Origin of the sequence: Neorhizobium sp. CSC1952 (assembly GCF_030378245.1) — a bacterium.
Taxonomy (GTDB): Bacteria; Pseudomonadota; Alphaproteobacteria; order Rhizobiales; family Rhizobiaceae; genus Neorhizobium; species Neorhizobium oryzae_A.
Genome location: NZ_CP128416.1, coordinates 3,340,143 through 3,366,224, shown reverse-complemented (window position 1 = coordinate 3,366,224; position 26,082 = coordinate 3,340,143). Strand labels below are relative to the sequence as shown.

The following is a 26,082-nucleotide window of genomic DNA, read 5'->3' as shown; positions in this document are numbered from 1 at the left end:
ACGGCTTCTCTCTCAAAATTTTACCGTTTGATAAATTTTTTCGCTGTGGTACCCTTCGGCCATAGTTGTCCATGAATCCGATAAAAGAGGGAACATAAGATGGATCGACTGGGAAACGGCCAGATGGCCGGGATTTCGGCTGGGCGTCTTTCGCAGGCTCAGTACGAGACGAATTTCGCCGACCTCCACCCGCGTCTCGACAGGCATGAGGCGCTGGTCGCCGCCGACCGCTGCTATTTCTGCTACGACGCGCCGTGCATGACGGCCTGTCCCACCTCCATCGATATCCCGCTGTTCATCCGGCAGATATCGACAGGCAATCCGATCGGTTCGGCCAAGACCATCTTCGACCAGAACATCCTGGGCGGCATGTGCGCCCGCGTCTGTCCCACTGAGACGCTGTGCGAACAGGCTTGCGTGCGCAACACCGCGGAGGACAAGCCGGTCGAGATCGGCAAGCTGCAGCGTTACGCGACCGACATCGCCATGGAACAGGGCCGGCAGTTCTACAGCCGCAAGGCACCGACAGGAAAGACGGTCGCCGTGGTCGGCGCCGGCCCCGCCGGGCTTGCCGCCGCGCACCGGCTCGCCATGCACGGCCATTCCGTCGTGATCCTCGAAGCGCGCGAAAAATCGGGCGGCCTCAACGAATACGGCATAGCAACGTATAAGGCGGTCGACGATTTCGCGAGCCGCGAAGTGGATTACGTCACCGCCATCGGCGGCATCGTGGTCCAGAACGGCCAGGCGCTGGGCCGCGATTTTTCGCTCTCGGATCTCACATCCAGATATGACGCCGTCTTCCTCGGCATGGGGCTTCAGGGCGTCAACGGCCTCGGCATCGAGGGCGAGAACCTCGTCGGCGTCGAGGATGCGGTCGATTTCATCGCCGCACTCCGCCAGGCGAAGGACAAGGCGGCGATCCCCGTCGGCAGGCGGGTCGTCGTGCTCGGCGGCGGCATGACCGCCATCGACGCCGCGATCCAGTCCAAGCTGCTCGGCGCCGAAGAGGTGACGATCTGCTACCGTCGCGGCAGGGAGAACATGAACGCCTCCGGTTACGAGCAGGACCTCGCCACCGCCAACGGCGTCATCATCCGTCATTGGCTGGCGCCGAAAGCCATCATCGGCAAGGACGGCACGGTGCGCGGCATCGAGGTCGAATATACCGCGGTGAAGGACGGCAGGCTCGTCGGCACCGGCGAAACGGGCATCATTGCCGCCGACCAGATCTTCAAGGCGATCGGCCAGAACTTCTCCGCTTCCGGCCTCGGCGCGCTGCAGTTCGAGAAAGGCAAGATCCTGGTCGATGCCGAAGGCCGCACTTCGGTCGAGGGCGTCTGGGCCGGCGGCGACTGCATCGGCATCGGCGAAGACCTCACCGTCTCGGCGGTCGCGCAGGGCCGCGACGCCGCCGAAAGCATCAACCGTGCCCTGGCTGCCGGTTCGCAGCCGGCCACGGCAGTGGCCTGAGGGAGGATTGGACAATGGCTGATATCCGCAACGATTTCGTCGGCATCAAATCCCCCAACCCCTTCTGGCTCGCCTCCGCGCCGCCGACCGACAAGGCGTACAACGTCGAGCGCGCCTTCAAGGCGGGCTGGGGCGGCGTGGTCTGGAAGACGCTCGGGGAGGAAGGCCCGCCGGTCGTCAACGTCAACGGCCCGCGCTACGGTGCGATCTGGGGCGCCGACCGCCGCCTGCTCGGCCTGAACAATATCGAGCTCATCACCGACCGCGACCTCTACACCAACCTCACCGAGATGAAGCAGGTGAAGAAGAACTGGCCGGACCGGGCGATCGTCGCTTCGATCATGGTGCCCTGCACCGAGGAGGCCTGGAAGGCGATCCTGCCGCTCGTCGAGGAAACCGAGGTCGACGGCATCGAGCTGAACTTCGGCTGTCCGCACGGCATGTCCGAGCGCGGCATGGGTTCGGCCGTCGGGCAGGTGCCGGAATATATCGAGATGGTGGTGCGCTGGTGCAAGCAATATACCCGCATGCCGGTCATCACCAAGCTGACGCCGAACATCACCGATATCCGCAAGCCCGCCCGTGCTGCCAAGGCCGGCGGCACCGATGCCGTCTCGCTGATCAACACGATCAACTCGATCGTTTCCGTCGATCTCGACAATTTCGCGCCGAATCCCACGGTCGGCGGCAAGGGCTCGCATGGCGGCTATTGCGGCCCGGCCGTGAAGCCGATCGCCCTCAACATGGTGGCCGAGATCGCCCGCGATCCGGAAACCTACGGCCTGCCGATCTCCGGCATCGGCGGCATTACCACCTGGCGGGATGCGGCTGAATTTTTAGCGCTGGGCGCCGGCAACGTGCAGGTCTGCACGGCGGCGATGACCTACGGCTTCAAGATCGTCCAGGAGATGATCACCGGCCTCTCCGACTGGATGGACGAAAAGGGCCACCGCACCCTCGGCGACGTCATCGGACGTGCCACCCCCAACGTCACCGACTGGCAGTACCTCAACCTCAACTATATCGCCAAGGCGCATATCGACCAGGACGCCTGCATCAAATGCGGCCGCTGTCACATCGCCTGCGAGGACACCTCGCACCAGGCGATCACCGCGATGGTCGACGGTGTTCGCCGTTTCGAGGTGATGGAAGAGGAATGCGTCGGCTGCAATCTCTGCGTCAACGTCTGTCCGGTCGAGAACTGCATCACGATGGAGCCGCTCGCGGCAGGCGCGCTCGACAGGCGCACCGGCAAAGTGGTCGAGCCGACCTATGCCAACTGGACGACCCATCCGAACAATCCGATGGCGAGACAGGCCGCGGAGTAATTTCCACCTGTAGCAATCGTCATCCGTAAAGCGACACTTTACGGATGACGATTTCATGCTTATATATCCCCATGAGGATCCGAAACATCGTCCACAAGGGGTTGCGCCGCTTCGTTGTCGACGATGATCCGACGGCGCTGCAGCCGGCGGTGGTTCCGAAGCTGCGGCGCATGATTTCCTTTCTGCAAGACATGGAAACCGAAAGCGAGCTGCGGACGGTGCCGAGTTGGAAAGCCCATCAATTGACGGGCGACCGAAAAGGGACGTGGAGCCTGTTCGTTACCAAGAACTGGCGGCTGACGTTCCGGATCGAGGCCAGGGAGATCGAAATCGTCGATCTCGACTACGAAGACTATCACTAGGAGCGACCAATGGCTGAAGCACCCGGCATTCGCATGAAAAACCCGGCGCATCCCGGGGATTTCCTGAAGCATGAGGTTCTCGAGGAATTGCAGATATCGGTCACCGAAGCCGCAAGGGTATTGGGTGTTACGCGCCCGGCCCTCTCCGCTCTGTTGAACGAGCGATCCTCGCTCTCGCCGGAAATGGCTCTGCGGTTCGAAAAGGCTTTCGGGCTCTCCATGGACACGCTGATGCGGATGCAGAGCAGTTTCGATATTGCCGAAGCACGTCGTCACGAGGGGGATATTCACGTTCTCCCGTACAAGGCACCGCCGCCCGTAAACGCCGCGAAATAGCGCTGTGCCCCACTACGGGGCATCTCACGACAGGACGCCCGGTCAGCTTGGCCGGGGCATTTTCGACCGGGCGCTGCGGATCAGGAAGGTCATGCGGTCCCGCGAGAGTGCCGCCTTCTCCCGTTTGGCATGCTCGCTGAAGGCGATGGAGCCGGCCGGCGTGCTGAGCAGGCAACGGTATTGCGGCCCGCCCTCCCCGTCATCCTCCTCCTCGATGACCGGCGACGGCAGGCGATCGGGATCGATATGCTGCTCGTCATGAGTCCAGAGCCAGCGGCGGGTGACCAGCCAGTCGCCCGCTCCGTTCTGCCAGACCGAAACCACCGGCCGGGCAAAGGCGCGGATTGCGAACCAGCATCCCGTACCCCAGAAGAACAGGATGACGATCATCCGGAACGGATCGGCGGCAATACCGCCGTCACGGACGAAAACCGAAGTCACGAACAGGAGAATGGCGAACCAGGCAATGACGAAAAGCCAGCCGTAAAGTGGCCGCAGGTTTCTAAAAAGCAGTCTTTCCATGGCCGATGCCTCCCAAGACTTCTTTTCAACGCCGGCATTATATCACGATTTATGGAATGGCGAACGTGGAAGGCTCGCGCCGCGCCGCCGGGGCGCGAGCCGGACTGTCAGAACTCTATGACGATCTTGCCGAAGGCTCCGCGATCGAGATGCGCGAAAGCCTCCGCCGCCTCCTCGAAACGATAGCGCCTGTCGATCACCGGCTTCAGGCCTGCCGCATCGACGCCGCGGACGAAGTCCTCGAGCGCCCGGCGATGGCCGACGGAGATACCTTGAATGGTCGGCGCCTTGAGAAGCAGCGGCAGGGCGGGGCCGGAGACGTCGAACCCCTCGAAAACGCCGATGACCGAGATGCGGCCGCCGACCGCCACCGCCTGCAGGGAGTTTGCAAGGCCGGGACCGCCGGCGATTTCGAGGATGTGGTCGGCGCCGTAATCGCCGGTGATCTCATGGACCCGCTCCACCCAGCCGTCGCGCGGCAGAAGATGGTCGGCGCCGAGCGACCGGGCGCGTTCGAGTTTTGCCGGGCTGGACGAGGTGATGAAGACTTCCGCGCCATGGGCCTTGGCGATCTGGAGCCCGAAGAGAGCGACGCCGCCCGTTCCCTGGATGACCACCTTGTCGCCGGCCTTCAACCTGCCCGCCTCGATCAGCGCGAACCAGGCGGTGAGCCCGGCGCAGGGCAGCGTGCTTGCCTCCGCCGCATCGAGGGTCGCCGGCGCCGCCACGAACCAATCCTCTGGGAACGTGACGTATTCGGAAAGCACCCCGGGGAAATAGCCGCCCAGCGTCTTGTAGGGCGGGTGGCGGGCGTCTCCCAACCCGCCGCCTTCGATGCGGCCCGGCGAGAAGGTCGAGATGACCCTGTCGCCCCGCTTGAAGCGCGTGACGCCGGAGCCGACCGCTTCCACCACGCCCGCCATGTCCGAGGCGGGCACGAAGGGAAATTTGAGCGGCAGGTCCATGCCGGTTTCCAGCACCAGCTTATCGCGAAAGTTCAGCGATACCGCCTCTGTCCGTACCAGCACTTCTCCGGCGGCCGGTTCGGCGATCTCGGCTTCGCGGATGCGAAAATCCTGCGGCCCGGGCGCGGTCATGCTCCATTGCTTTGCCGTTCTCATCATATTGCTCCTTCAAAGTTGCGATGAGGCGAGCATATCGTTGAAAATTCGTCCGCAGTTGCGATAGTATCTCTCCACAATGGTTCCCGAATGGATACAAAATGGAGCAGCTCAACGGTATTCCGGTCTTTGTCGAGGCGGTCGAAGCGGGCGGCTTTTCCGCCGCGGCGAAGAAGCTCAACCTCACCCGGTCGGCGGTCGGCAAGACGATCGCCAGGCTGGAGGAAAGGCTCGGCGTCCGCCTCTTTCACCGCACGACGCGCAGCCAGAGCCTGACTGAGGAAGGCCGCTTCTTCTATGAACGGTGCCTGCGCGCGGTGGAGGAGATCCGTTTGGGCGAAGCCCTGCTCGAATCCGGGCGCCGCGAGGTCCGGGGCAAGCTGCGCGTCACCATGCCGGTGATCTTCGGCCGCCAATGTGCCGCACCGATCCTCATCGGGCTTCTGGAAAAGCACCCCGGCCTGGAGCTCGATCTCTCCTTCAGCGATCGCGTCGCCGATCTCCTGGAGGACGGTTTCGACCTTGCCGTCCGCAACGGCCCGCTGAAGGACGAAGCCGACACGATGACGCGCAGGCTTGCGACCCAGCGCCTGACGGTCTGCGCCTCGCCGGCCTATCTGGAAAAACACGGAGAACCGCTGAGCCTTGACGAGCTGCCCGAGCACGAAGGCATCATCTACGGCAAGCGGGACAACCACCGCACGTGGGTCTTCCCAACACCGGACGATCCGTGGAGAGCCGTTCTGCCGCGATCGCGGCTGCGGCTCGACGATCTCGATGCGATAAGGGATGCCGCCTGCGACGGCGTCGGCCTCGCCTGGCTGCCCTGCTGGATGGTCCGCGACCACGTGGCGGCCGGGAGGCTGCGGCAGGTGTTGAAAAACGTCACGCCCGTGGTCTTCGACACCCACGCCGTCTGGCCGAAATCGCCCGTCATGCTGCCGAAGGTGCGGCTGGCGATCGATACCCTGGCAAGAGAACTGCCGCCCCTCATGGAGTAGCCTGGACCGCCCGATTGCGATCTGCCCTCTCCGGGAAAATGGAAGAGAGCCCGGTCAAGCCCCGTCTTCCGGCTCGTTCAGAAGGTCGAGCATGGCGTTGAGCGCGCGGGTGACGTGCCGTTCCGCATGGTAGAGCGCCGAGAACTGCCGAAGCGGCATCGGGAAATCGGCCACGTGCAACCGGCCGGAGGAGGAATGGGACGCAGCCGCGCGGCTGGAAAGCACCGTCGCCGCAAGACCCGCTTCGACCGCCGCCATGGCAGCCTCGTTCGAGGGCATTTCCATGACCACGGAAAGCGACTGCGGCTCGATCCCGAGATTGACGAGCTGCGCCTCGAAGGCGGAGCGCGTGCCCGACCCCTTTTCGCGCATGATCCAGTTGGTTTCGGGAAGATCGCTGGACCGGATCCTGCGCCCGTCCGCCCAGGGATGACGGCTGCCCACCACCAGAACCAGCCGGTCCTCGGCAACCCTGCGGCGCCTGAGCCCTTCCAGGAAAACCTCGCCCTCGACGACCGCCAGTTCGGCCGCCCCCGTCAGGACCGCTTCGGCCGCGCTCTGGGTATTGCCGACGGTCAGCCGCACGTCGACGCGCGGAAACCGCTCGTGATAGCTGACGAGGCGCGCCGGCAGCCAATAGCTCGCGACCGTCTGGCTGGCATGCACGCGCAGCACGCCGGAGGCCGAACCGCCGAGGTCGGCGAGCGTATGCTCCGCCATCCTCGCCCTTTCCAGCACGGCGCGCGCCTCGGGAACGAAAAGACGGCCTGCTTCCGTAAGCTCGATCCGCCGTCCCACCCGATTGAAGAGGATTACCGCATGCCGCGCCTCCAGTGCCGAGATCGCCGCACTGACTGCGGACTGGGTAAGGTTCAGCGCCTCCGCCGCGCGGGTGACGTGTTCGCGGGCCGCCACTTCCAGAAATATCCTGAGCTGATCCAGGGTCATTCGCCGATCAATCGCCTTATACGAACAATATGAGAAAACTTATCAATTGGATTTGTCTTTTTGCAAGATGGAGAATGATTTTCGAAAAATTTGCAATCCTATGGAAAAATCATGAAGCCGGTTCATTCGATAGCGGAACAGCAACCCTCCCCCTCCCTTGCTTATCTGTCCGCTGCCGTCCAGCTTCTTCCCGGGCTTCTCCTCACCGCCGCGGTCGCCTGCGCGGCACTCGCCGTCCGCAATCTGACGGGATGGACGACCCTCAGTCCGCTCATCCTGTCGATCGTCTTCGGCATGCTGATCCGAAATGCCCTGTCCGTCCCGGCGGCGGTCGAGCCCGGCATCGGATTCTCGCTCAAACGGATTCTGCGCTTCGGCATTGTGATGCTCGGCCTGCAGGTGACGGCGGCGCAGATCCTCTCGCTCGGCGGCGCCGGCCTTTTGATGGTGGCGCTGACGCTCACCGCAACCTTCACCGCCATCCGCATCGCCGGCCGCCTGATGGGCGTCGACCGGTCGCTGACCGATCTGATCGCGGCGGGAACTTCGGTCTGCGGCGCCTCCGCGGTGATCGCCGCCAATACGGTCGTGCGCGGCAAACAGGAGCATGTGGCCTATGCCGTCGCCTGCGTCACCCTGTTCGGCTCGCTCTCGATGCTCGCCTATCCGCTGCTGGCGTCGGCGCTCAGCCTCGACGCCCGCGGCTATGGCCTATGGACGGGCGCGACCATTCATGAGGTCGCCCAGGTCGTGGCGGCGGCCTTTCAGGGCGGCGATATTGCCGGACAGTTCGGCACGATCTCCAAGCTCGCCCGCGTCGTCATGCTGGCTCCGCTCATCATGACCCTGGCGCTCGCCATGCGCTCCGGCACCGGAGGCGCGACGAAGGCCTCGGCGCCGATGCCCTGGTTCGTGCTGGGCTTCGTGGGGATGATGCTGGTCAACAGCGCCGTCGCCATTCCGGCGGACACCAACCAGATGCTCGCCGCGTTCACGAGCTTCCTGCTTTCCATGGCGCTTGCGGCCATGGGGCTGCAGACCGATATCCGCAAATTAAGGGCGGAAGGCTGGCGGCCGCTCGCCCTCGGCGCCTTCGGCTGGCTCTTCATCGCGGCGTTCGGCTACGCGATGCTGAAACTCTTCGCGTTCTGAGAAGAAGAACCGCAGGACAAGGCCGCCTGCCGGAAGAGGCGGCTTTTGCGGCTCAACAGGGCTTGGGCTTGTCAGCCGCCTTCGGGGCGTCGTCCTTGACGGCCTCGTCATGATACCAGCAGTCGTCGACGACGCTTACGGACATCTCATAGATGCTGGCCGAGGCAGTCCTGCCGTTTTCCAGGCGCCGCCGCGGGCGGACCGGAAACTGATAGATCGTTGCAGTCTCACGACGGATGTCTGTGGTCATCCCATCGTCTCCTAACTTCCAGAGTGCATTCAAACACACACCGAGCACAAATCTGCACATTTTTTGTGCTTATTGCATTATTTTACATCAATATCGCCCTTCGCGCTAGGGCATTCGTTAGAGTGAGCCGAATGCCGGGAGATGAATTTTGCTCCCGGCACCGACTGCGGAGAAACGTGTGCCCGGCGCTGCGGTTCCGCGAGAAGCGTCACGGAAGCTTCAAAAGGCAGCCGTTTGCGTCAGCCGACCCTTGTTTCTTCATCTCCCTCCGCCGCACGCATCGGACTTTTTCCACCTTTTTAGCAGGCAATGGCGGCAGGGCCACCAAACTGGCACGGGAAATGCGTTCGCTAAAATATCCCGGAGGGGCGGCTTCCTCGAAGCTGCTGTCCTCAGGATGGCTCAACCATGGAACTTCACGGCCTGAGAGATAAAAAATGACCAAGTATAAGCTCGAGTACATCTGGCTCGACGGGTACACCCCAGTACCGAACCTGCGCGGCAAGACGCAGATCAAGGAATTCGACAGCTTCCCGACGCTGGAACAGCTTCCCCTGTGGGGCTTCGACGGTTCGTCGACCCAGCAGGCCGAAGGCCGCTCCTCCGATTGCGTGCTGAAGCCCGTCGCCCTTTACCCGGACCCGGCCCGCACCAACGGCGTGCTCGTCATGTGCGAAGTCATGATGCCGGATGGCGTCACGCCGCATCCGTCGAACAGCCGCGCAACCATTCTCGACGACGAGGACGCCTGGTTCGGTTTCGAGCAGGAATACTTCTTCTACGAAAACGGCCGTCCGCTCGGCTTCCCGGAAACCGGCTACCCGGCTCCGCAGGGCCCTTATTACACCGGCGTCGGCTACAAGAACGTCGGCTCGGTCGCCCGTGAGATCGTCGAGGAGCATCTCGACCTCTGCCTCGCTGCCGGCATCAACCACGAAGGCATCAATGCCGAAGTGGCCAAGGGCCAGTGGGAATTCCAGATTTTCGGCAAGGGCTCCAAGAAGGCCGCCGACCAGATCTGGATGGCGCGCTACCTGCTTCTCCGCCTCTGCGAAAAATACGGCATCGACATCGAGTTCCATTGCAAGCCGCTCGGCGACACCGACTGGAACGGCTCGGGCATGCACTGCAACTTCTCGACCAAGTTCATGCGCGAAGTCGGCGGCAAGGCCTATTTCGAAGCGCTCATGGCGCAGTTCGACAAGAACCTGCAGGCCCATATCGACGTTTACGGTCCGGACAACCACATGCGTCTGACCGGCAAGCACGAAACGGCGCCGTGGAACAAGTTCTCCTACGGCGTTGCCGACCGTGGCGCTTCGATCCGAGTCCCGCACTCGTTCATCAAGAACGACTACAAGGGCTACCTCGAAGATCGCCGCCCGAATTCCCAGGGCGACCCCTACCAGATCGCTTCCCAGGTTCTGAAGACGATCTCGGAAGTGCCGACCTCCGGCTTCGCCTCTGCCGCAGCCTGATCGATCGGACGACCTTACAAAACGGAAACGCCGGCCTTACCGCCGGCGTTTTCCGTTTCCGATCATGAAACGGTCAGGTATTGCGGACCCGCAGCCCGTCCATGAAGAGCTGTTCCAGGAACCGCGCAGCGTCTTCGAACCGCCCGTCCCCGGCATAGTCCTGGCCGAGCACGGCGCGCACCTGCACGTCGAAATCCGCGTAATGCTGCGTCGTCGACCAGATCGAGAAGATCAGGTGATAGGGATCGCATCTGGCGATCTTGCCCGCCCGCGCCCAGGCGCGGATCACCTCCGCCTTCTCGTCGACGAGATCCTTGAGCGGGCCCTTGAGCTCGTCTTCGATACGCGGAGCGCCCTGCAATATCTCGTTGGCGAAGAGCCGGCTCTCCCGCGGATAGTCGCGCGCCATCTCCAGCTTGCGGCGGATATAGGAGCGGATTTCCGCTTCCGGATTGCCGTCGGCATTGAACGCCCTGAGCGGCTCCAGCCAGGTGAACAGCACCCGGTCGATGAGCTGGCGGTGGATCGCCTCCTTGGTGCGGAAATAATAGAGAAGATTGGGCTTCGACATGCCCGCCGCATCGGCGATCTGGTCGATCGTGGCCCCCCGGAAGCCGTTTACGGAAAAGACGTCCAGTGCCGCCCCGAGGATGCGCTCCTCCTTCTCCTCCTGAATGCGCGTGCGCCTCTGTGTCTTCGCCGCCCTCGGGATGGCCATCCGTTTTACCCGCCCCTCTTCCGCGCCCGCTCAACGCCCCAGAAATTCCTCTGGATTTTTCGTGATTTTCGTCTTGAGTGACGGCGCGGAAATTGTAATGTTTTACCAACCGGTCAAATTATCGACGACAAGCGGAACAAACGCAATGCCGATCTTCAAGTGCTTGAGCGCGTGAAGGACCGAGGGGAACGAAAAGCATGCCGTCCGAAAAGGCGGAGCATAAAACTGGCGAGGATGGAAAGATGGTGGCAGCACCCGGCGAGAACTTGCGCGTCAATGGCGATCGTCTCTGGGACATGCTCATGGAGATGGCGAAGATCGGCCCCGGCATTGCCGGCGGCAACAACCGCCAGACGCTGACGGACGCGGACGGCGAAGGCCGCCACCTCTTCAAGACATGGTGCGAAACCGAAGGCATGACGGTCGGCGTCGACAAGATGGGCACCATGTTCGCCACCCGCCCCGGCACCGATCCGGACGCCCTTCCCGTCTATATCGGCTCGCATCTCGACACCCAGCCGACCGGCGGCAAGTTCGACGGCGTGCTGGGCGTGCTCGGCGGCCTGGAGGTCGTCCGCACGATGAACGACCTCGGCATCAGGACGAAGCATCCGGTCGTCGTGACCAACTGGACCAACGAGGAAGGCGCGCGGTTCGCGCCCGCCATGCTGGCCTCCGGCGTCTTCGCCGGCGTGCATTCGATAGATTACGCCTATGCCCGCAAGGATCCGGAGGGCAAGACCTTCGGCGACGAGTTGAAGCGCATCGGCTGGGTGGGCGACGAAGAGGTCGGGACCCGCAAGATGCATGCGTATTTCGAATATCATATCGAGCAGGGTCCGATCCTGGAGGCCGAGGACAAGCAGATCGGCGTCGTCACCCACTGTCAGGGCCTCTGGTGGCTGGAATTCACGCTGACCGGCAGGGAAGCGCATACCGGCTCGACGCCGATGAACATGCGCGTCAATGCCGGGCTTGCAATGTCGCGCATCTTGGAGATGGTGCAGGAGGTGGCGATGAGCGAGCAGCCGGGCGCCGTCGGCGGCGTCGGCCAGGTGTTCTTCTCGCCGAACTCCCGCAACGTCCTGCCGGGCAAAGTGGTCTTCACCGTCGACATCCGCACGCCCTCCCAGGAGAAGCTCGACCGGATGCGGGCGAGGATCGAGACACAGGCCGCGGAGATCTGCGAGAAACTCGGCGTCGGCTGTTCGGTCGAGGCCGTCGGCCATTTCGATCCGGTGACGTTCGATCCGGTGCTCGTCGGCCGTGTGCGCGAGGCGGCGGAAAAGCTTGGGCTAAGCCACAGGGACATCATTTCCGGCGCCGGCCACGATGCCTGCTGGGCGGCGAAGGTGGCACCCGCAACGATGATCTTCTGCCCCTGCGTCGGCGGGCTTTCGCACAACGAAGCGGAGGACATTTCCAAGGAATGGGCAGCCGCAGGCGCCGACGTGCTCTTCCATGCCGTGCTGGAGACCGCGGAGATTGTGGAGTAGGCCGATGGCCGTATCGGTGAACACCCCCTCATCCGGCCCTTCGGGCCACCTTCTCCCCGCTGGGGAGAAGGAAGGTTGTGCCGCACCGCCATCCGATCAACAACCGATGGGATGGCGTCCATCTCACGCCATCGGTACGGCATATTCCTCCTTCTCCCCGGCGGGGAGAAGGTGGCCCGAAGGGCCGGATGAGGGGGTGTACGCAATGCCGAGTGACGACATCACCAAAAGACGGCCAGGGAAGACGACACAAGCACGCCGCCTCCGCCAAAACGAGACGGAGGAAGAGTACCGTCTCTGGAGCGATCTGAGAAATCGCCATCTCAACGGCTACAAGTTCGCCCGCCAGGTTCCTCTCGGTCCTTACGTGGTGGACTTTCTTTGCCGGGAGGAAAGGCTGATCATCGAAATCGACGGTTTCCACCACGAAGAAAGCTGCTCCGATGAAGCGCGAACGCACTGGCTTAACCGGACCGGCTACTCTGTGCTTCGGTTCTGGAACCACGAAATCACCCGCGAACGTCGCGCCGTACTAGATACCATTCTTGCGGCCCTTACTGGGCGAATGACCGACCGCTGCGACGTGACCCGCTTTCATCCGGCCAGCACCGAAACTCACAAGACAGGGGAACAACCATGACCACAGTCATCAAGGGTGGAACCATCGTCACCGCCGACCTGACCTACAAGGCGGATGTCAGGATCGACGGCGGCAGGATCGTCGAGATCGGCCCGAACCTCTCGGGCGACGAGGTGCTGGACGCGACGGACTGTTACGTCATGCCGGGCGGCATCGACCCGCACGTGCATCTCGAAATGCCCTTCATGGGCACCTATTCCTCCGACGATTTCGAAAGCGGGACGCGTGCCGGCCTTGCCGGCGGCACGACCATGGTGGTCGATTTCTGCCTGCCCGAACCCGGCCAGTCGCTGCTCGATGCCCTGAAGCGCTGGGACAACAAGGCGACCCGCGCCAATTGCGACTATTCCTTCCATATGTCGGTCACCTGGTGGGGCGAACAGGTCTTCAACGAGATGAAGGCGGTCGTTCTGAACCACGGCATCAACACCTTCAAGCACTTCATGGCCTATAAGGGCGCCCTGATGGTGAACGACGACGAGATGTTCGCCTCGTTCCAGCGCTGTGCCGAACTCGGCGCCCTGCCCCTCGTTCACGCGGAAAACGGCGATGTCGTCGCCGCCATGCAGCAGAAGCTGATGGACGAGGGCAATAACGGGCCGGAAGCGCATGCCTATTCGCGACCCGCCTCCGTCGAAGGCGAGGCGACGAACCGCGCCATCATCATCGCCGACATGGCGGGCGTGCCGCTCTACGTCGTCCACACCTCCTGTGAACAGGCGCACGAAGCGATCCGCCGCGCCCGCCAGAACGGCATGCGCGTCTACGGCGAGCCGCTGATCCAGCACCTGACGCTCGACGAGAGCGAATATTTCAACAAGGACTGGGACCACGCCGCCCGCCGGGTGATGAGCCCGCCCTTCCGCAACAAACAGCATCAGGATTCGCTCTGGGCGGGTCTTTCCTCCGGTTCGCTGCAGGTCGTCGCGACCGACCATTGCGCCTTTACGACCGACCAGAAGCGCTATGGCGTCGGCGACTTCCGCAGTATCCCGAACGGCACCGGCGGGCTCGAGGACCGCATGCCGATGCTCTGGACCTATGGGGTGGCGACCGGCCGCATCACCATGAACGAGTTCGTGGCTGTCACCTCCACCAATATCGCGAAAATCCTCAACATCTATCCGAGGAAGGGCGCGATCCTGGTGGGCGCCGATGCGGATATCGTCGTCTGGGACCCGAAGCGGTCGAAGACGATCTCGTCGAAAACCCAGCAGTCCGCGATCGATTACAACGTCTTCGAGGGCAAGGAGGTCACCGGCCTGCCGCGCTATACGCTGACCCGCGGTGTCGTGGCCGTCGAGGATGGCGCGATCAAGACCCGCGAAGGCCATGGCCAGTTCGTCAAGCGCGAACCGTTCCAGGCGGTCAACAAGGCACTGTCGACCTGGAAGGAGCTGACCGCGCCGCGCAAGGTGGAGCGCACCGGCATTCCTGCAAGCGGGGTGTGACGTGAGGGCGATGCGGGGACGGATCGAAAATACCCCCCTCTGTCCTGCCGGACATCTCCCCCACAAGGGGGGAGATCGGCAAGACGCGGAGACTTCCCGAAACGTCAAGTTTGTGCTGCACAGCAGCGGCAGTTTCAAAGCTGAATTGGAGGCGATGCCGATCTGCTATCCGATCTCCCCCCTTGTGGGGGAGATGTCCGGCAGGACAGAGGGGGGTGAAGCCGCAAAGGCGTCAGCCCGGCGTTTCCACCAATCCATCCAGCTCCGGCAGAAGCACGACGCTTTCCTGCTCGTTGGGATCGGTGCGGGCGATCACCGCCGTGCAGGGCGTGCTGGAAAGATTGGCCGGCAGATGCGGCACGCCCGCCGGGATGTACATCAGCTCGCCCGCATGCAGCACGACATGGTTCTCCAGCCGGTCGCCGTACCACGTATGCGACGAGCCGGAGAGCATGTAGATCGCCGTCTCGTGGGTTTCGTGCAGATGCGCCTTTGCCTTCACGCCCGGCGGAATGGTCAGGAGGTGCATGCAGATGCCTTTCGAACCGACCGTCTCGGCGGCAATTCCTTGAAAGTAACGCAGGCCCTGCTTGCCGTCGTAGGCGGCATCAGGCTTCACGATGCGGCAGGTGGGTTTTGACGCGGTATCCATTGCCATCTTCCTCCGTAAGGCGGGATCTTTTTCCAGGATACCACGATCCGGGGACTTCCGGTGATAGACTGAAGCCAGGAAAAACCATCGGCCTCCCGAACGACGTTCAATATGGACCTCACGCGCAATGTCATTGAGCCCTCCCCCCTTTTCCGTCGTTTCCGCCAGAAAGCTGGGGCTGACCTTCGAGACCAATGACGGGCCGGTGCATGCGCTCTCGAATGTCGACCTGGAGGTGAGGAAAGGCGATTTCGTCTCCTTCATCGGCCCCTCCGGCTGCGGCAAGACGACGTTTCTGCGCGTCATCGCCGATCTGGAAAAGGCGACGGCGGGGGAGATCACCGTCAACGGCATGACGCCCGAGGAGGCGCGAAAATCGCGCTCATACGGCTATGTCTTCCAGGCGCCGGCCCTCTATCCCTGGCGGACGATAGAGAAGAACATCGCCCTTCCCCTTGAAATCATGGGCTATTCTGCCGCCGAACGCAGGAGCCGCATCGAGCGCACGCTCGACCTCGTCAATCTCTCGGGCTTCGGCAAGAAATATCCCTGGCAGCTTTCCGGCGGCATGCAGCAGCGCGCCTCGATCGCCCGCGCGCTCGCCTTCGATGCCGATCTTCTCCTGATGGACGAACCCTTCGGCGCACTCGACGAGATCGTCCGCGACCATCTGAACGAGCAGCTCCTGAAGCTCTGGGCGCGGACGGAAAAGACCATCTGTTTCGTCACCCACTCCATTCCGGAGGCGGTCTATCTTTCGACGAAGATCGTCGTCATGTCGCCGCGCCCCGGCAGGGTGACCGATGTCATCGAATCGACGCTGCCGGCCGAGCGGCCGCTCGAAATCCGCGAGACGCCGGAATTCCTGGAAATCGCCCAACGGGTGCGCGAGGGGCTGAGAGCGGGGCATAGTTATGAGGAACAATAGCCTGCGTTTGTGGGATACCCCCCTCTGTCCTGCCGGACATCTCCCCCACAAGGGGGGAGATCAGAGAGTAGTAAGGTCTCGCTCACAGTTTGACACCGAGATTGCCGCTCTCGTTTTGAATGCGCTTAAGATTTCGGGAAATCGGTGCCACTTGCCGATCTCCCCCCTTGTGGGGGAGATGTCCGGCAGGACAGAGGGGGGTAACTTTAGCCTGGCCCTGAGGGGAAGAGCCCCATGAAACCCGACACCCTCACCCAACGCATGCTCCCGGTCGTCACCATCCTCCTCGTCATCGTGGCGGTCTGGTATGTCGCGGCCGTGTTCATGAACGCGCCTTTCCAGCGCGATCTCGACCGGCGCGGCAATGTCGCCGCCTCGAAGCCCGTGGATTTCATCGAGAGGACGCTTTCCCAGCCGAAGCCGGTGCTGCCGGCGCCGCACCAGGTGGTGAGCAACGTCTTCGAGAACACCTTCCTGCGCCGCGTCACCAGCAATCGCAGCCTCGTCTACCATGCCTGGGTGACGCTTTCGTCCACCGTCGTCGGCTTCACCTTCGGCACGGTGCTCGGCATCCTGATCGCCGTCGGCATCGTGCATGTGAAGGCGCTCGACCGCAGCCTCATGCCCTGGATCATCGCCTCGCAGACCGTGCCGATCCTGGCGATCGCCCCGATGGTGATCGTCGTGCTGGCGGCGGTGAACATCACCGGCCTCATCCCGAAGGCGCTGATCTCGACCTATCTCTCCTTCTTCCCGGTCGCGGTCGGCATGGTCAAGGGCCTGCGCTCGCCGGAACTCATCCAGCTCGACCTGATGCGCACCTATCATGCCAGTGCTGCGCAGACCTTCTGGAAACTGCGCGTGCCGGCGTCGATCCCCTTCCTGTTCACCTCCATGAAGGTGGCGATCGCCGCGAGCCTGGTCGGCGCGATCGTCGGCGAAATGCCGACCGGCGCGGTGGCGGGAATCGGCCGGAAACTTCTGGACGGCTCCTATTACAGCCAGACGATCGACCTCTTCGCGGCGCTGATCGCGGCCTCCGTGCTTGCCGCAACGCTCGTCACCATCGTCGGTCTCGCCGCGAAGATCGTCGACCGCGCCATGGGCGGGAGGTCTGCATGAGCCCGATCTTCCGTTCCTGGCAGGGAGCGACCGCGCTTCTCCTCTGTCTCGCGGCATTGGCTTCGCTGCCCCTGCTTGCTGCAGATGCACCCTCACCCTTCGGCGGCGGCGCCGCTGCCTTGATCTTCGTTCTGGTGGCGGGAGCCGCCCTCGCCTCGTTCGCAAACATTTCCGCGCCGCTTCTCGCGACGATCCTCTTCGTCTGCGCCCATCTCGCCGCCTGGCTTCTGATCGGAGGACTGTCCGGCAACGAAGGCAAGGCGACGTCTGCCTTCTTCCTGATGATCGCCGCCGCCTGGCTCCTCGCATGGCGCTGTGTCACGGTTCTATCCGGCATCCGTGCAAAATCCCGGGCCGCCGATACGTTCCTGCGGCTCCTCATCCCGGCGCTCTTCGGCGCCTGGATCCTGATCCTCTGGGAGGCGATCACCCGCGGCGCCGGCATTCCCTTCATCCTGCTCCCGCCGCCGAGTGCCATCGGTGCGCGGCTTGCCGGCTCGATCCCCATCCTCTGGGCCGACGTGCGGCAGACGATCTTCAAGGCCGTGCTGTTCGGTTATGTCGTCGGCTGCGCCTGCGGCTTCGTCGTGGCGATCCTCGCCGACCGCGTCGCTTTCCTGCGCCGGGGGCTGCTGCCGATCGGCAACCTGGTCTCGGCGCTCCCGATCATCGGCGTGGCGCCGATCATGGTGATGTGGTTCGGCTTCGACTGGCAGTCGAAGGCAGCCGTCGTCATCATCATGACCTTCTTCCCCATGCTGGTGAACACGGTTGCGGGCCTTGCGGCGGCCGGCAGCATGGAGCGGGACCTGATGCGTTCCTATGCCTCGGACTACTGGCAGACCCTTTTCAAACTGCGCCTGCCCGCCGCCATGCCCTTCATCTTCAACGCGCTGAAGATCAATTCGACGCTGGCGCTGATCGGCGCGATCGTGGCCGAATTCTTCGGCACGCCGATCGTCGGCATGGGATTCCGCATCTCCACCGAAATCGGCCGCATGAATGTCGACATGGTCTGGGCCGAAATCGCTGTTGCGGCGGTTGTCGGTTCGGTTTTTTATGGTGTCGTGGCGCTTGGCGAAAGAGCGACGACGTTCTGGCATCCGTCTAACCGTGGGGGTTAGATGCTCAAATCCGACTCCACCTTAACGAGATCGGCAACCACAGAGGGAAACAAAATGAAAAAGATCATGATGACATTGATGGCGGGCGCGTTTTCGCTCGCCGCAGCCCAGGCGATGGCCGCCGACAAGGTCACCCTGCAGCTGAAATGGGTCGCGCAGGGCCAGTTCGGCGGCTATTACGTCGCCAAGGACAAGGGCTTCTACGAGGAGGAAGGCCTCGACGTCGAGATCAAGCCGGGCGGCCCCGACATCGCCCCGGAACAGGTGATCGCCGGCGGCGGCGCCGACGTGATCGTCGACTGGATGGGCGGTGCGCTTGTCGCCCGCGAAAAGGGCGTGCCGCTGGTCAACATCGCCCAGCCCTACGAGAAATCGGGCCTGCAGCTCATCTGCCCGAAGGACGGGCCGGTGAAGACCGAGGCCGATTTCAAGGGCCATACGCTCGGCGTCTGGTTCTTCGGCAACGAATATCCGTTCTTCGCCTGGATGAACAAGCTCGGCCTTTCGACGGATGGCGGCGCCAACGGCGTCACCGTGCTGAAGCAGAGCTTCGACGTGCAGCCGCTGATCCAGAAGCAGGCCGATTGCATCTCGGTCATGACCTATAACGAGTACTGGCAGGCGATCGATGCCGGCTTCAAGCCGGAAGATCTGATCGTCTTCAACTACACCGCCATGGGCAACGATCTGTTGGAAGACGGCCTCTACGTGCTCGACACCGAGCTCAAGGACCCGAAATTCAAGGAGAACATGGTCAAATTCGTCCGCGCCTCGATGAAGGGCTGGAAATACGCGATCGACAATCCCGAGGAAGCCGCCGAGATCGTCATGGACAATGGCGGGCAGGACGAAAACCACCAGAAGCGCATGATGGGCGAAGTGGCCAAGCTCATCGGCACCGGCACGGGCAAGCTCGACACGGCCACCTACGACCGCACGGTGAAGGCGCTTCTCGACCAGAAGATCATCACCAAGCAGCCGGAAGGCGCCTATACGAGCGAGATCACCGACGCGGCATCGAAATAATAATCGCCGCCGCTTCACTTGAAGAGAACGCGCGGCTGCAGGTCGCGCGTTTTTTTAGAATTTTCTTACGTAAAGCATAACCAAAACTCATCCATGCCATAACGTATGCGGATTGATTTGTGCAGCGCAAACACGTAAAAGTGCAGCGTTGACGAATCTTTCGCTGCCGGTCTTGCAACCGTTTTGTGCGGTCACCACCTTCAAGCGGGATGCCGCGCGCGGAGGGGGCGCGGCGAGACGGGATCTGCCCCGAGCGGAATATTTGCCCCTTACCTTCAGTCGGAAGTTAGTCGCATGTTTCGCAAGTTCCCGAAGTCTGCCGGTCTCGCGGCTCTCTTGATCTCGCTTGCTGCGAGCACGGCGCCCGCGCAGGAACCGGCTCAGCCGGCCCCGGCTCAGACCGAAATCAAGCTCCCGTCCATCGTCGTGACCGAAGCGGTGACGAAACCCCTCGTCGATCGGGTGATCGCGACCGGCACCGTCAAGCCGGTGGACGAGGTCTATGTCCAACCGCTGGTCGACGGCCTGTCGATCAAGACGCTCAACGCCGATGTCGGCGACGAGGTGAAGGCCGACAGCGTGCTCGCCACGCTGAACGACGACGCGCTCCTGCTGCAGAAGAGCCAGTACGAAGCCAACAAGGCCAAAGCCGAGGCGGCTGTCGCCCAGTACAAGGCGCAGGTGATCGAGGCGGAGGCCAATCTTGCCGACGCGACCCGCCAGCGCGACCGCACGAAGCGGCTGAGCCAGAGCGGCACGAGCACGGTTTCCCAGCTCGAGCAGGCGCAAGCGCTGGTGGACGTATCCGAGGCGCGGCTGAATGCCGCCAGGCAGGCCGTCAGCGTCGGCGAATCCGACATCAAGGTGGTCGACAGCCAGATCGAGGACGTCGATCTGAGGCTTGCCCGCACCGGTGTGAAGACACCGGTCGCCGGCGTCGTTTCGGTGCGAAACGCCAAGGTCGGCGCGATCGCCACGGGCGCGGGCGATCCGCTCTTCACGATCATCAAGGACGGCGCGATCGAGCTCGTCGCCGATCTTTCCGAATCCGACATCCAGAAGATCAAGGCCGGCCAGAAGGCGATCGTGACGATCGCCGGCGGCAGGACGAAGATCGAGGGCAAGGTGCGGCTCGTCTCCCCGACGGTCGACGCCACGACCCGGCTCGGCTCCGTGCATATCGTCATCGACGACGAGAGCGGTGCCCGCGCCGGCATGTATGCGAGTGCCGAGATCATCGTCGCCGAGACCGATGCGCTGGCGCTCCCCCTGTCTGCCGTCACCACCGGCCGCGAGGGTTCCACCGCCCGCAAGGTCGAGGACAATGTGGTCAAGCAGGTGAAGATCGAAACCGGCATCCAGGATGGCGGTTTCGTCGAGGTCGTCAGCGGCCTCGAAGCAGGTGACGTGGTTGTTGCGAAGGCCGGCGCCTTCGTCCGGGACGGCGACAGGATCGCTCCGGTCCCGGCCGAGCCCGGCACTGTTTCCAACTGAGGCCAGAACGAGGTAAGCCCGCATGAACTTCTCCGCCTGGTCGATCCGCAATCCGATTGCGCCGCTGCTCGGCTTCGCCCTGCTGCTCTATGTCGGCATCCAGTCGTTCTACGCCCTGCCGATCACCCGTTTTCCCAATATCGACGTCCCGGTCGTCTCGATCACCGTCACCCAGAGCGGCGCATCGCCCGCCGAGCTGGAAATGCAGGTGACGAAGGAGATCGAGGATGCGGTCGCCTCGATCAGCGGCATCGACGAAATCCAGTCGACGGTGACCGACGGCCAATCGCAGACCGTCGTGCTCTTCCGCATCGAAAAGCCGACCGAAGAGGCCGTGCAGGACACCAAGGACGCGATCGACAAGATTCGCAGCGACCTGCCCGCCGGCATCGAGGAACCCGTCGTCACCAAGGTGGACGTTGAAGGCCAGGCGATCCAGACATTCGCCGTCTCCTCGCCGGACATGACCCTGGAGGAAATCTCCTGGTTCGTCGACGATACGGTGAAGCGCGCCCTGCAGGGCCAGCCGGGGATCGGCCGCATCGACCGCTACGGCGGCTCCGACCGCGAGATCCGCGTGTCGCTGAACCCTGCCAAGCTGGATGCCTACGGCATCACGGCCGCCGACGTGAACCGGCAGCTTCGCGGCACCAACGTCGATCTGGGCTCCGGCCGCGGCCAGGTGGCCGGCAACGAGCAGACGATCCGCACGCTCGGCGACGCCCGCAACGTCCAGCAGCTCGCCGACACGACGATCACTCTGCCGAACGGCCGCTTCGTCAAGCTGACCGAGCTCGGCACCATCACCGATACCTATGAGGAGCCGAAATCTTTCTCGCGCTTCAACGGCGCCCCCTCGGTCACCTTTGCCGTCTTCCGCGCCAAGGGCGCCAGCGAAGTCTCGGTCGCCGAGACGGTCGCGGAAAGCCTCGACCAGGTGCGCCAGGCCAATCCGAACGTCTCGATCGAGATGGTCGACGACTCGGTCTATTTCACCTACGGCAACTATGAAGCCGCCCTCCACACGCTGATGGAAGGCTCGATCCTCGCGGTCATCGTGGTGTTCCTGTTCCTCAGGAACTGGCGCGCGACCCTGATCGCGGCCGTCGCCCTGCCGCTCTCGGCGATCCCGACCTTCTGGATCATGGACATCATGGGGTTCTCGCTGAACCTCGTGAGCTTCCTGGCCCTGACGCTCGCGACGGGTATTCTGGTCGACGACGCGATCGTCGAGATCGAGAACATCGCGCGGCACATCAAGATGGGCAAGACGCCCTACCGGGCGGCGCTGGAGGCGGCCGACGAGATCGGGCTTGCCGTCATCGCCACCAGCTTCACGATCATCGCGGTCTTCGTGCCGGTCTCGTTCATGCCGGGCATTCCGGGCCAGTATTTCATCCAGTTCGGCCTGACGGTCGCCTTCTCCGTCTTCTTCTCGCTGGCGGTGGCGCGTCTCATCACCCCGCTGATGGCCGCCTACCTGATGCGCGCCGAAGACGCGATGGACGACCATCACGACAACGACGGCCGGCTCATGAAGGCCTATACGCGCCTCGTCACCGGCACGACCCGCAAATGGTACTGGCGCTATACGACGCTGCTGGCCGCGATCGCCTTCCTTATCGGCTCCGTGATGCTGCTCAGCCAGGTTCCCGGCAGCTTCCTGCCGCCGGACGATTCCTCGCGCGTCGTGCTTTCGGTCGAACTGCCGCCGAACGCGACGCTGGACGAGACAGCCGCCAGCACCGACGTCATCTACGATGCCGTGCGCAATATCGATGGCGTGGAGAGCGTCTTCATCCTGGGCGGCGCCTCGCCCAAGGGTGACCTCGAATTGCGCCGCGCGACCGTCCGCATCATCCTCGGAAACATCGACCATTCGCTGGTGAAGACCCTGGTCAACAAGGGCCTCGGCTCCATCCCGCTCATCGGCGACTATATGCCGAAGATCAAGGAGAACGGCCGCACCCGTCCGCAATGGGACGTGGAGAAGGATATCTTCGCCGCCGTCCGCTCCATCCCGGACGTGCGCATCTCCAAGGTCAACGACCGCGCCGAGCGCGAGCTTTCGTTCAACTTCCTCTCGACCAACGAGGCGGATCTGAACGAGGCGGTCAGCATCCTGGAATCGAAGCTGCGCGCCTCGCCGATCCTCGTCAACGTTTCGTCGGAAGGCGCGCTGCCGCGGCCGGAACTGCAGATCCGTCCGCGCATGGACGAGGCCTCGCGCCTCGGCATCACGCCGCAGCAGATTTCGGAAACCGTGCGCGTCGCCACCATCGGCGATGTCGATGCGAACCTCGCCAAGATCTCGCTCGACGACCGGCAGATCCCGATCCGCGTCCAGGCCTCGCTCGATGTCCGCCGCGATCTCGCCGCCATCCGGGCGCTGAAGATCAAGACGGCGGCAGGCGCCAGCGTGCCGCTCTACAACGTCGCCGACATCGACTATTCGGAAGGTCCGAGCTCGATCAAGCGCAATGACCGCAACCGCGTCGTGTCGATCGGTTCCGACGTGCCCTATGGCACGGCACTTGACACCGCGACCGCCGAATTCAAGCGCATCGTCGACTCGACGGAGTTCCCGAAGACGGTTCGTCTGGCCGAGAGCGGCGATGCCAAGGTGCAGGCGGAAATGACGCAGAGCTTCGGCAACGCCATGCTGCTCGGCCTGATGCTGGTGCTGGTGGTGCTGATCCTGCTCTTCAAGGACGTGATCCAGCCCTTCACCATCCTGTTCTCGCTGCCGCTCGCGATCGGCGGCGTGGCGGCGGGGCTGATCGTCACCCAGAACGCGCTCTCCATGCCGGTCCTCATCGGCATCCTGATGCTGATGGGCATCGTGACGAAGAACGCCATCCTGCTCGTCGACTTCGCGATCGAGATGAAGCGCCACGGCCTGGAACGCGTCCACGCCATGGTGGAGGCTGGCCGCAAGCGCGCCCGGCCGATCATCATGACCTCGATCGCCATGTCCGCCGGCATGCTGCCCTCCGCACTCGGCGTCGGCGAAGGCGGTTCCTTCCGTGCGCCGATGGCGATCGCGGTGATCGGCGGCATCATCGTATCGACGGTGCTCTCGCTCGTCGTCGTGCCGTCCTTCTTCCTGATCATGGACGACCTGTCGCGCCTGCTCGGCAAGCTCTTCGGCCGCATGGTCGGCAAGAAGGAAGAGGAGGATCTCGGCCTCTCCAACGAGGAACTCAGCCAGGAGACGCGCAAACAGGCGCAGTCGATCGCCTCGCTGGAAGAGCGCCTCAACCAGATCGAACGGCAGACCGGCGCCAACGACGACCGCTCGCCGGGCACGCAGGCGGGCAACAAGGTGCTCCGCCTGCCGCCGATGGCCGCGGAATAAGCTCCGTCTCCAGCCGCATTTCGAAAACGCCGGGCCTTCGGGTCCGGCGTTTTTTATTGCCTGCGCAAAAGAGTGCGGGTTTGATCGACGTCAAACCCGCCTTCGTGAAACTGATATTCCAGCGCCGGATGTCCTCTCGCGGGTCTTCTCCGCGCTTCGCAAGACGGGCGTCACCGTGCGCGGCCGGATCATCCAGGTGGGCGACATCAGGGCTCTTCGCGAGATCCAGCCGCCGAACGTCGCCGGCAAGGCTCAGAGACCGCCCTGCTCCTTCAGAAACCGGACCACATGATCGACGCCTTCGCCGCGCTTCAGATCCGTGAAGACGAAGGGTTTGGCCTCACGCATGCGGTAAGCGTCGCGGTCCATCACATCGAGGTCCACGCCGACATAGGGCGCAAGGTCCTTCTTGTTGATGACGAGAAGGTCCGAGCGGGTGATGCCCGGTCCGCCCTTGCGCGGGATTTCCTCGCCCTGGCAGGTGGAGATCACATAGATGGTGATATCGGCGAGATCGGGCGAGAAGGTCGCGGCCAGATTGTCGCCGCCGGATTCGATGAAGACGACGTCGAGATCCGGAATGCGCTCATTCAGCCCGGCAATCGCCTGCAGATTGATGGTCGCGTCCTCGCGGATGGCGGTATGCGGGCAGCCGCCGGTTTCGACACCGACGATACGGTCGGAGGAGAGCGCCTGCATCCGGACCAGCGCCTCGGCATCCTCCTTGGTGTAGATGTCGTTGGTGACGACCGCGACGGAATAATCCTCCCGCATCGCCTTGCAGAGTTTCTCCGTCAGCGCCGTCTTGCCCGAGCCGACGGGGCCGCCGATGCCGACGCGCAAAGGTCCGTTCGCCGATTTCATGAGATGTCCTTTCAATCTTTCAATGACAGCTTAAGCCCGCCTTCAGGAGCGGAAAAGCCGCGAATGCTGCGTTTCGTGCCGGAGCGAGGCGATTTCCGCCTGCACCGCCGCGCCCCCGAGATCGGCAAGCGTCGTCTGCGCCGCGCGCTCTGCCGTCTCGGCAATCAAGTCCTCCAGATCGGCCAGGATCGCCACGCCTTCCGTCTGGCCCGCGACCCCGAGCCGGATACCCGCCGAAACCGATTGCGAAACGGCGGCATGCAGATAGGCGGCGAGCGCCTTTTCCGCAGGAACGTCATGCGCGGCGGCTACCGCGCCCACCGCAACCGGAAACGGCACGTCCGGCGGCAGGCGCTCCAGCACCGCATCCGGCCAGGCTGAGGCTGCGGCAACGAAGGCCTTGCCGAGCGACAGGGTTTCCGTGAAGCGCTCCGCCGAGCCCGCCAGGGCCAATCCCAGTTCCGCCGCCTCTTTCAGCATCGCCTCGTTTGCGGATTGCCGCCAGGCTTCCGCAAACAGAACCGCATCGTTCCATAGCGCCCCGTGCCCCAGGATTGCCGAAAGCCAGTCCTTCAAACCTGCGGCATTCGTCAGCAGCCGGTCGAACACCGCGCGCTCCAGCCCTCCGGACCAGGCAAAGCCGCCGATCGGAAAGGCCGGCGACAGCCAGGCCATCAATCGAAGCAATGCCTGCGTGTCGAGGCCTCGGCTCATGCGAACTCAATCATGATGGTGGCCGTGCTCATGGCCGTGCCCATGGCCATGATCGTGGGAATGTCCCCCATGGGAATGCCCGCCATGAGAATGATAGGCGCCGCGCGCCGGCTGGAACGGTTCCTCGACCTCCGCCACCGTGGCGCCAAGCCCCTCCAGCATGGCCCGGATCACATGATCGCGCAGGATGAGGATGCGCCCTTCCTCGATCTGCGCGGAAAGATGCCGGTTACCGAGATGCCAGGCGAGTTCGATCAAATGCAGCGTATCGCGCGCCTTCACCTCGAAGAGTTTTTCCGGCGCCGCCTTCACCTCGACCGTGTCGCCGCTGTCGAGCACCAGCCGATCGCCGTGATGGAAGAGCACCGCCTCCTTGAGGTCGAGCATCACCATGTCTCCGTTCGAAAGATGCAGCAGCTTGCGGCGAAGATGCCGGAGATCGTGCGGCAGGGTGACGGTATCGACCGGCGGATCGGTAATCTCGCCGGCGGGGCGATAGGAATGAATGTGTTGCACGTCGAAAA

The 26,082-nt window shown here is 63.3% G+C and carries 25 protein-coding genes and 1 pseudogene; 17 read left to right on the top strand and 9 right to left on the bottom strand.

The window, feature by feature from the left end; translation table 11 throughout:
• The first annotated feature begins 99 nt into the window (after positions 1-99).
• The 4 genes from QTA58_RS16380 (at position 100) to QTA58_RS16365 (ending at position 3,499) form a co-directional block, all read left to right on the top strand.
• On the top strand, positions 100-1,473 hold the full coding sequence (locus QTA58_RS16380; protein ID WP_085419987.1) for an NAD(P)-dependent oxidoreductase: 1,374 nt from the start codon (positions 100-102) through the stop codon (positions 1,471-1,473).
• A 14-nt stretch (positions 1,474-1,487) separates the two neighbouring features.
• Positions 1,488-2,801, top strand: a complete 1,314-nt coding sequence (preA, locus tag QTA58_RS16375) for an NAD-dependent dihydropyrimidine dehydrogenase subunit PreA (protein ID WP_085419988.1) — start codon at positions 1,488-1,490, stop codon at positions 2,799-2,801.
• Positions 2,802-2,872: 71 nt separating this feature from the next.
• On the top strand, positions 2,873-3,163 hold the full coding sequence (locus QTA58_RS16370) for a type II toxin-antitoxin system RelE/ParE family toxin (protein ID WP_085419989.1): 291 nt from the start codon (positions 2,873-2,875) through the stop codon (positions 3,161-3,163).
• Positions 3,164-3,172: 9 nt separating this feature from the next.
• On the top strand, positions 3,173-3,499 hold the full coding sequence (locus QTA58_RS16365; RefSeq protein WP_085419990.1) for a HigA family addiction module antitoxin: 327 nt from the start codon (positions 3,173-3,175) through the stop codon (positions 3,497-3,499).
• Between the two features lie 42 nt (positions 3,500-3,541).
• On the opposite strand, the gene QTA58_RS16360 is transcribed toward QTA58_RS16365, so the two are convergent.
• On the bottom strand, positions 3,542-4,021 hold the full coding sequence (locus QTA58_RS16360) for a hypothetical protein (protein WP_085419991.1): 480 nt from the start codon (positions 4,019-4,021) through the stop codon (positions 3,542-3,544).
• Positions 4,022-4,128: 107 nt separating this feature from the next.
• Positions 4,129-5,142, bottom strand: a complete 1,014-nt coding sequence (locus QTA58_RS16355) for an NAD(P)-dependent alcohol dehydrogenase (RefSeq protein ID WP_085420752.1) — start codon at positions 5,140-5,142, stop codon at positions 4,129-4,131.
• Positions 5,143-5,243: 101 nt separating this feature from the next.
• Between QTA58_RS16355 and QTA58_RS16350 the strand changes: the two genes are divergently transcribed.
• Positions 5,244-6,143, top strand: coding sequence for a LysR family transcriptional regulator (locus QTA58_RS16350; RefSeq protein WP_085419992.1), 900 nt, complete (start codon positions 5,244-5,246; stop codon positions 6,141-6,143).
• A 54-nt stretch (positions 6,144-6,197) separates the two neighbouring features.
• Here the strand turns inward: QTA58_RS16350 and QTA58_RS16345 are convergent, their stop codons facing one another.
• Positions 6,198-7,091 carry a LysR substrate-binding domain-containing protein gene (locus QTA58_RS16345; RefSeq protein WP_289669630.1) on the bottom strand — a complete coding sequence of 298 codons (894 nt, stop codon included), beginning with the start codon at positions 7,089-7,091 and terminating at the stop codon, positions 6,198-6,200.
• 111 nt (positions 7,092-7,202) lie between these two features.
• On the opposite strand from QTA58_RS16345, the gene QTA58_RS16340 reads away from it, so the two are divergent.
• Positions 7,203-8,243 carry a YeiH family protein gene (locus tag QTA58_RS16340; protein WP_289669629.1) on the top strand — a complete coding sequence of 347 codons (1,041 nt, stop codon included), beginning with the start codon at positions 7,203-7,205 and terminating at the stop codon, positions 8,241-8,243.
• Positions 8,244-8,295: 52 nt separating this feature from the next.
• Here QTA58_RS16340 and QTA58_RS16335 read toward each other — a convergent pair whose 3' ends face one another.
• On the bottom strand, positions 8,296-8,493 hold the full coding sequence (locus tag QTA58_RS16335) for a DUF2735 domain-containing protein (RefSeq protein ID WP_085419995.1): 198 nt from the start codon (positions 8,491-8,493) through the stop codon (positions 8,296-8,298).
• 437 nt (positions 8,494-8,930) lie between these two features.
• Between QTA58_RS16335 and QTA58_RS16330 the strand changes: the two genes are divergently transcribed.
• Positions 8,931-9,971 carry a glutamine synthetase beta-grasp domain-containing protein gene (locus QTA58_RS16330; RefSeq protein WP_289669628.1) on the top strand — a complete coding sequence of 347 codons (1,041 nt, stop codon included), beginning with the start codon at positions 8,931-8,933 and terminating at the stop codon, positions 9,969-9,971.
• A 73-nt stretch (positions 9,972-10,044) separates the two neighbouring features.
• Here QTA58_RS16330 and QTA58_RS16325 read toward each other — a convergent pair whose 3' ends face one another.
• On the bottom strand, positions 10,045-10,689 hold the full coding sequence (locus tag QTA58_RS16325; protein ID WP_085419997.1) for a TetR family transcriptional regulator C-terminal domain-containing protein: 645 nt from the start codon (positions 10,687-10,689) through the stop codon (positions 10,045-10,047).
• Positions 10,690-10,934: 245 nt separating this feature from the next.
• On the opposite strand from QTA58_RS16325, the gene QTA58_RS16320 reads away from it, so the two are divergent.
• The 3 genes from QTA58_RS16320 to hydA are packed head-to-tail and all read left to right on the top strand — an operon-like array spanning position 10,935 to position 14,276.
• Positions 10,935-12,185, top strand: coding sequence for a Zn-dependent hydrolase (locus QTA58_RS16320; protein WP_289673189.1), 1,251 nt, complete (start codon positions 10,935-10,937; stop codon positions 12,183-12,185).
• A gap of 4 nt (positions 12,186-12,189) precedes the next feature.
• Positions 12,190-12,825, top strand: coding sequence for an endonuclease domain-containing protein (locus QTA58_RS16315; protein ID WP_289669627.1), 636 nt, complete (start codon positions 12,190-12,192; stop codon positions 12,823-12,825).
• A complete protein-coding gene (gene hydA, locus QTA58_RS16310; RefSeq protein WP_289669626.1) occupies positions 12,822-14,276 on the top strand; it encodes a dihydropyrimidinase in 1,455 nt (484 codons plus the stop codon). Before QTA58_RS16315 ends, hydA begins: the two co-directional genes overlap by 4 nt.
• Before the next feature lie 232 nt (positions 14,277-14,508).
• Here the strand turns inward: hydA and QTA58_RS16305 are convergent, their stop codons facing one another.
• Positions 14,509-14,928, bottom strand: coding sequence for a cupin domain-containing protein (locus QTA58_RS16305; protein WP_085419999.1), 420 nt, complete (start codon positions 14,926-14,928; stop codon positions 14,509-14,511).
• Between the two features lie 127 nt (positions 14,929-15,055).
• Here QTA58_RS16305 and QTA58_RS16300 point away from each other — a divergent pair, with 127 nt between their 5' ends.
• The 7 genes and pseudogenes from QTA58_RS16300 to QTA58_RS16270 all read left to right on the top strand — a co-directional run.
• Complete coding sequence (locus tag QTA58_RS16300; RefSeq protein ID WP_085420000.1) at positions 15,056-15,856, top strand: ABC transporter ATP-binding protein; 801 nt, start codon at positions 15,056-15,058, stop codon at positions 15,854-15,856.
• A gap of 234 nt (positions 15,857-16,090) precedes the next feature.
• The gene (locus QTA58_RS16295; protein WP_289669625.1) at positions 16,091-16,978 is read left to right on the top strand and encodes an ABC transporter permease; all 888 of its coding nucleotides are present in this window, start codon (positions 16,091-16,093) and stop codon (positions 16,976-16,978) included.
• Positions 16,975-18,102, top strand: coding sequence for an ABC transporter permease (locus QTA58_RS16290; RefSeq protein ID WP_289669624.1), 1,128 nt, complete (start codon positions 16,975-16,977; stop codon positions 18,100-18,102). Before QTA58_RS16295 ends, QTA58_RS16290 begins: the two co-directional genes overlap by 4 nt.
• 54 nt (positions 18,103-18,156) lie before the next feature.
• A complete protein-coding gene (locus QTA58_RS16285; protein WP_289669623.1) occupies positions 18,157-19,128 on the top strand; it encodes an ABC transporter substrate-binding protein in 972 nt (323 codons plus the stop codon).
• A 294-nt stretch (positions 19,129-19,422) separates the two neighbouring features.
• The gene (locus tag QTA58_RS16280) at positions 19,423-20,622 is read left to right on the top strand and encodes an efflux RND transporter periplasmic adaptor subunit (protein ID WP_289669622.1); all 1,200 of its coding nucleotides are present in this window, start codon (positions 19,423-19,425) and stop codon (positions 20,620-20,622) included.
• Between the two features lie 22 nt (positions 20,623-20,644).
• Complete coding sequence (locus QTA58_RS16275) at positions 20,645-23,980, top strand: efflux RND transporter permease subunit (protein ID WP_289669621.1); 3,336 nt, start codon at positions 20,645-20,647, stop codon at positions 23,978-23,980.
• A 121-nt stretch (positions 23,981-24,101) separates the two neighbouring features.
• Positions 24,102-24,206 (top strand): annotated as a pseudogene (locus QTA58_RS16270) (Crp/Fnr family transcriptional regulator); the annotation flags it as partial.
• Between the two features lie 26 nt (positions 24,207-24,232).
• On the opposite strand, the gene ureG reads toward QTA58_RS16270, so the two are convergent.
• The 3 genes from ureG to ureE are packed head-to-tail and all read right to left on the bottom strand — an operon-like array spanning position 24,233 to position 26,074.
• Entirely contained in the window at positions 24,233-24,844 is a 612-nt protein-coding gene (gene ureG / locus QTA58_RS16265) for an urease accessory protein UreG (protein ID WP_085420006.1), read from the bottom strand.
• Positions 24,845-24,886: 42 nt separating this feature from the next.
• A complete protein-coding gene (locus QTA58_RS16260) occupies positions 24,887-25,558 on the bottom strand; it encodes an urease accessory protein UreF (RefSeq protein WP_289669620.1) in 672 nt (223 codons plus the stop codon).
• A gap of 6 nt (positions 25,559-25,564) precedes the next feature.
• Positions 25,565-26,074 carry an urease accessory protein UreE gene (gene ureE, locus QTA58_RS16255; RefSeq protein ID WP_289669619.1) on the bottom strand — a complete coding sequence of 170 codons (510 nt, stop codon included), beginning with the start codon at positions 26,072-26,074 and terminating at the stop codon, positions 25,565-25,567.
• Between the last annotated feature and the right edge of the window lie 8 nt (positions 26,075-26,082).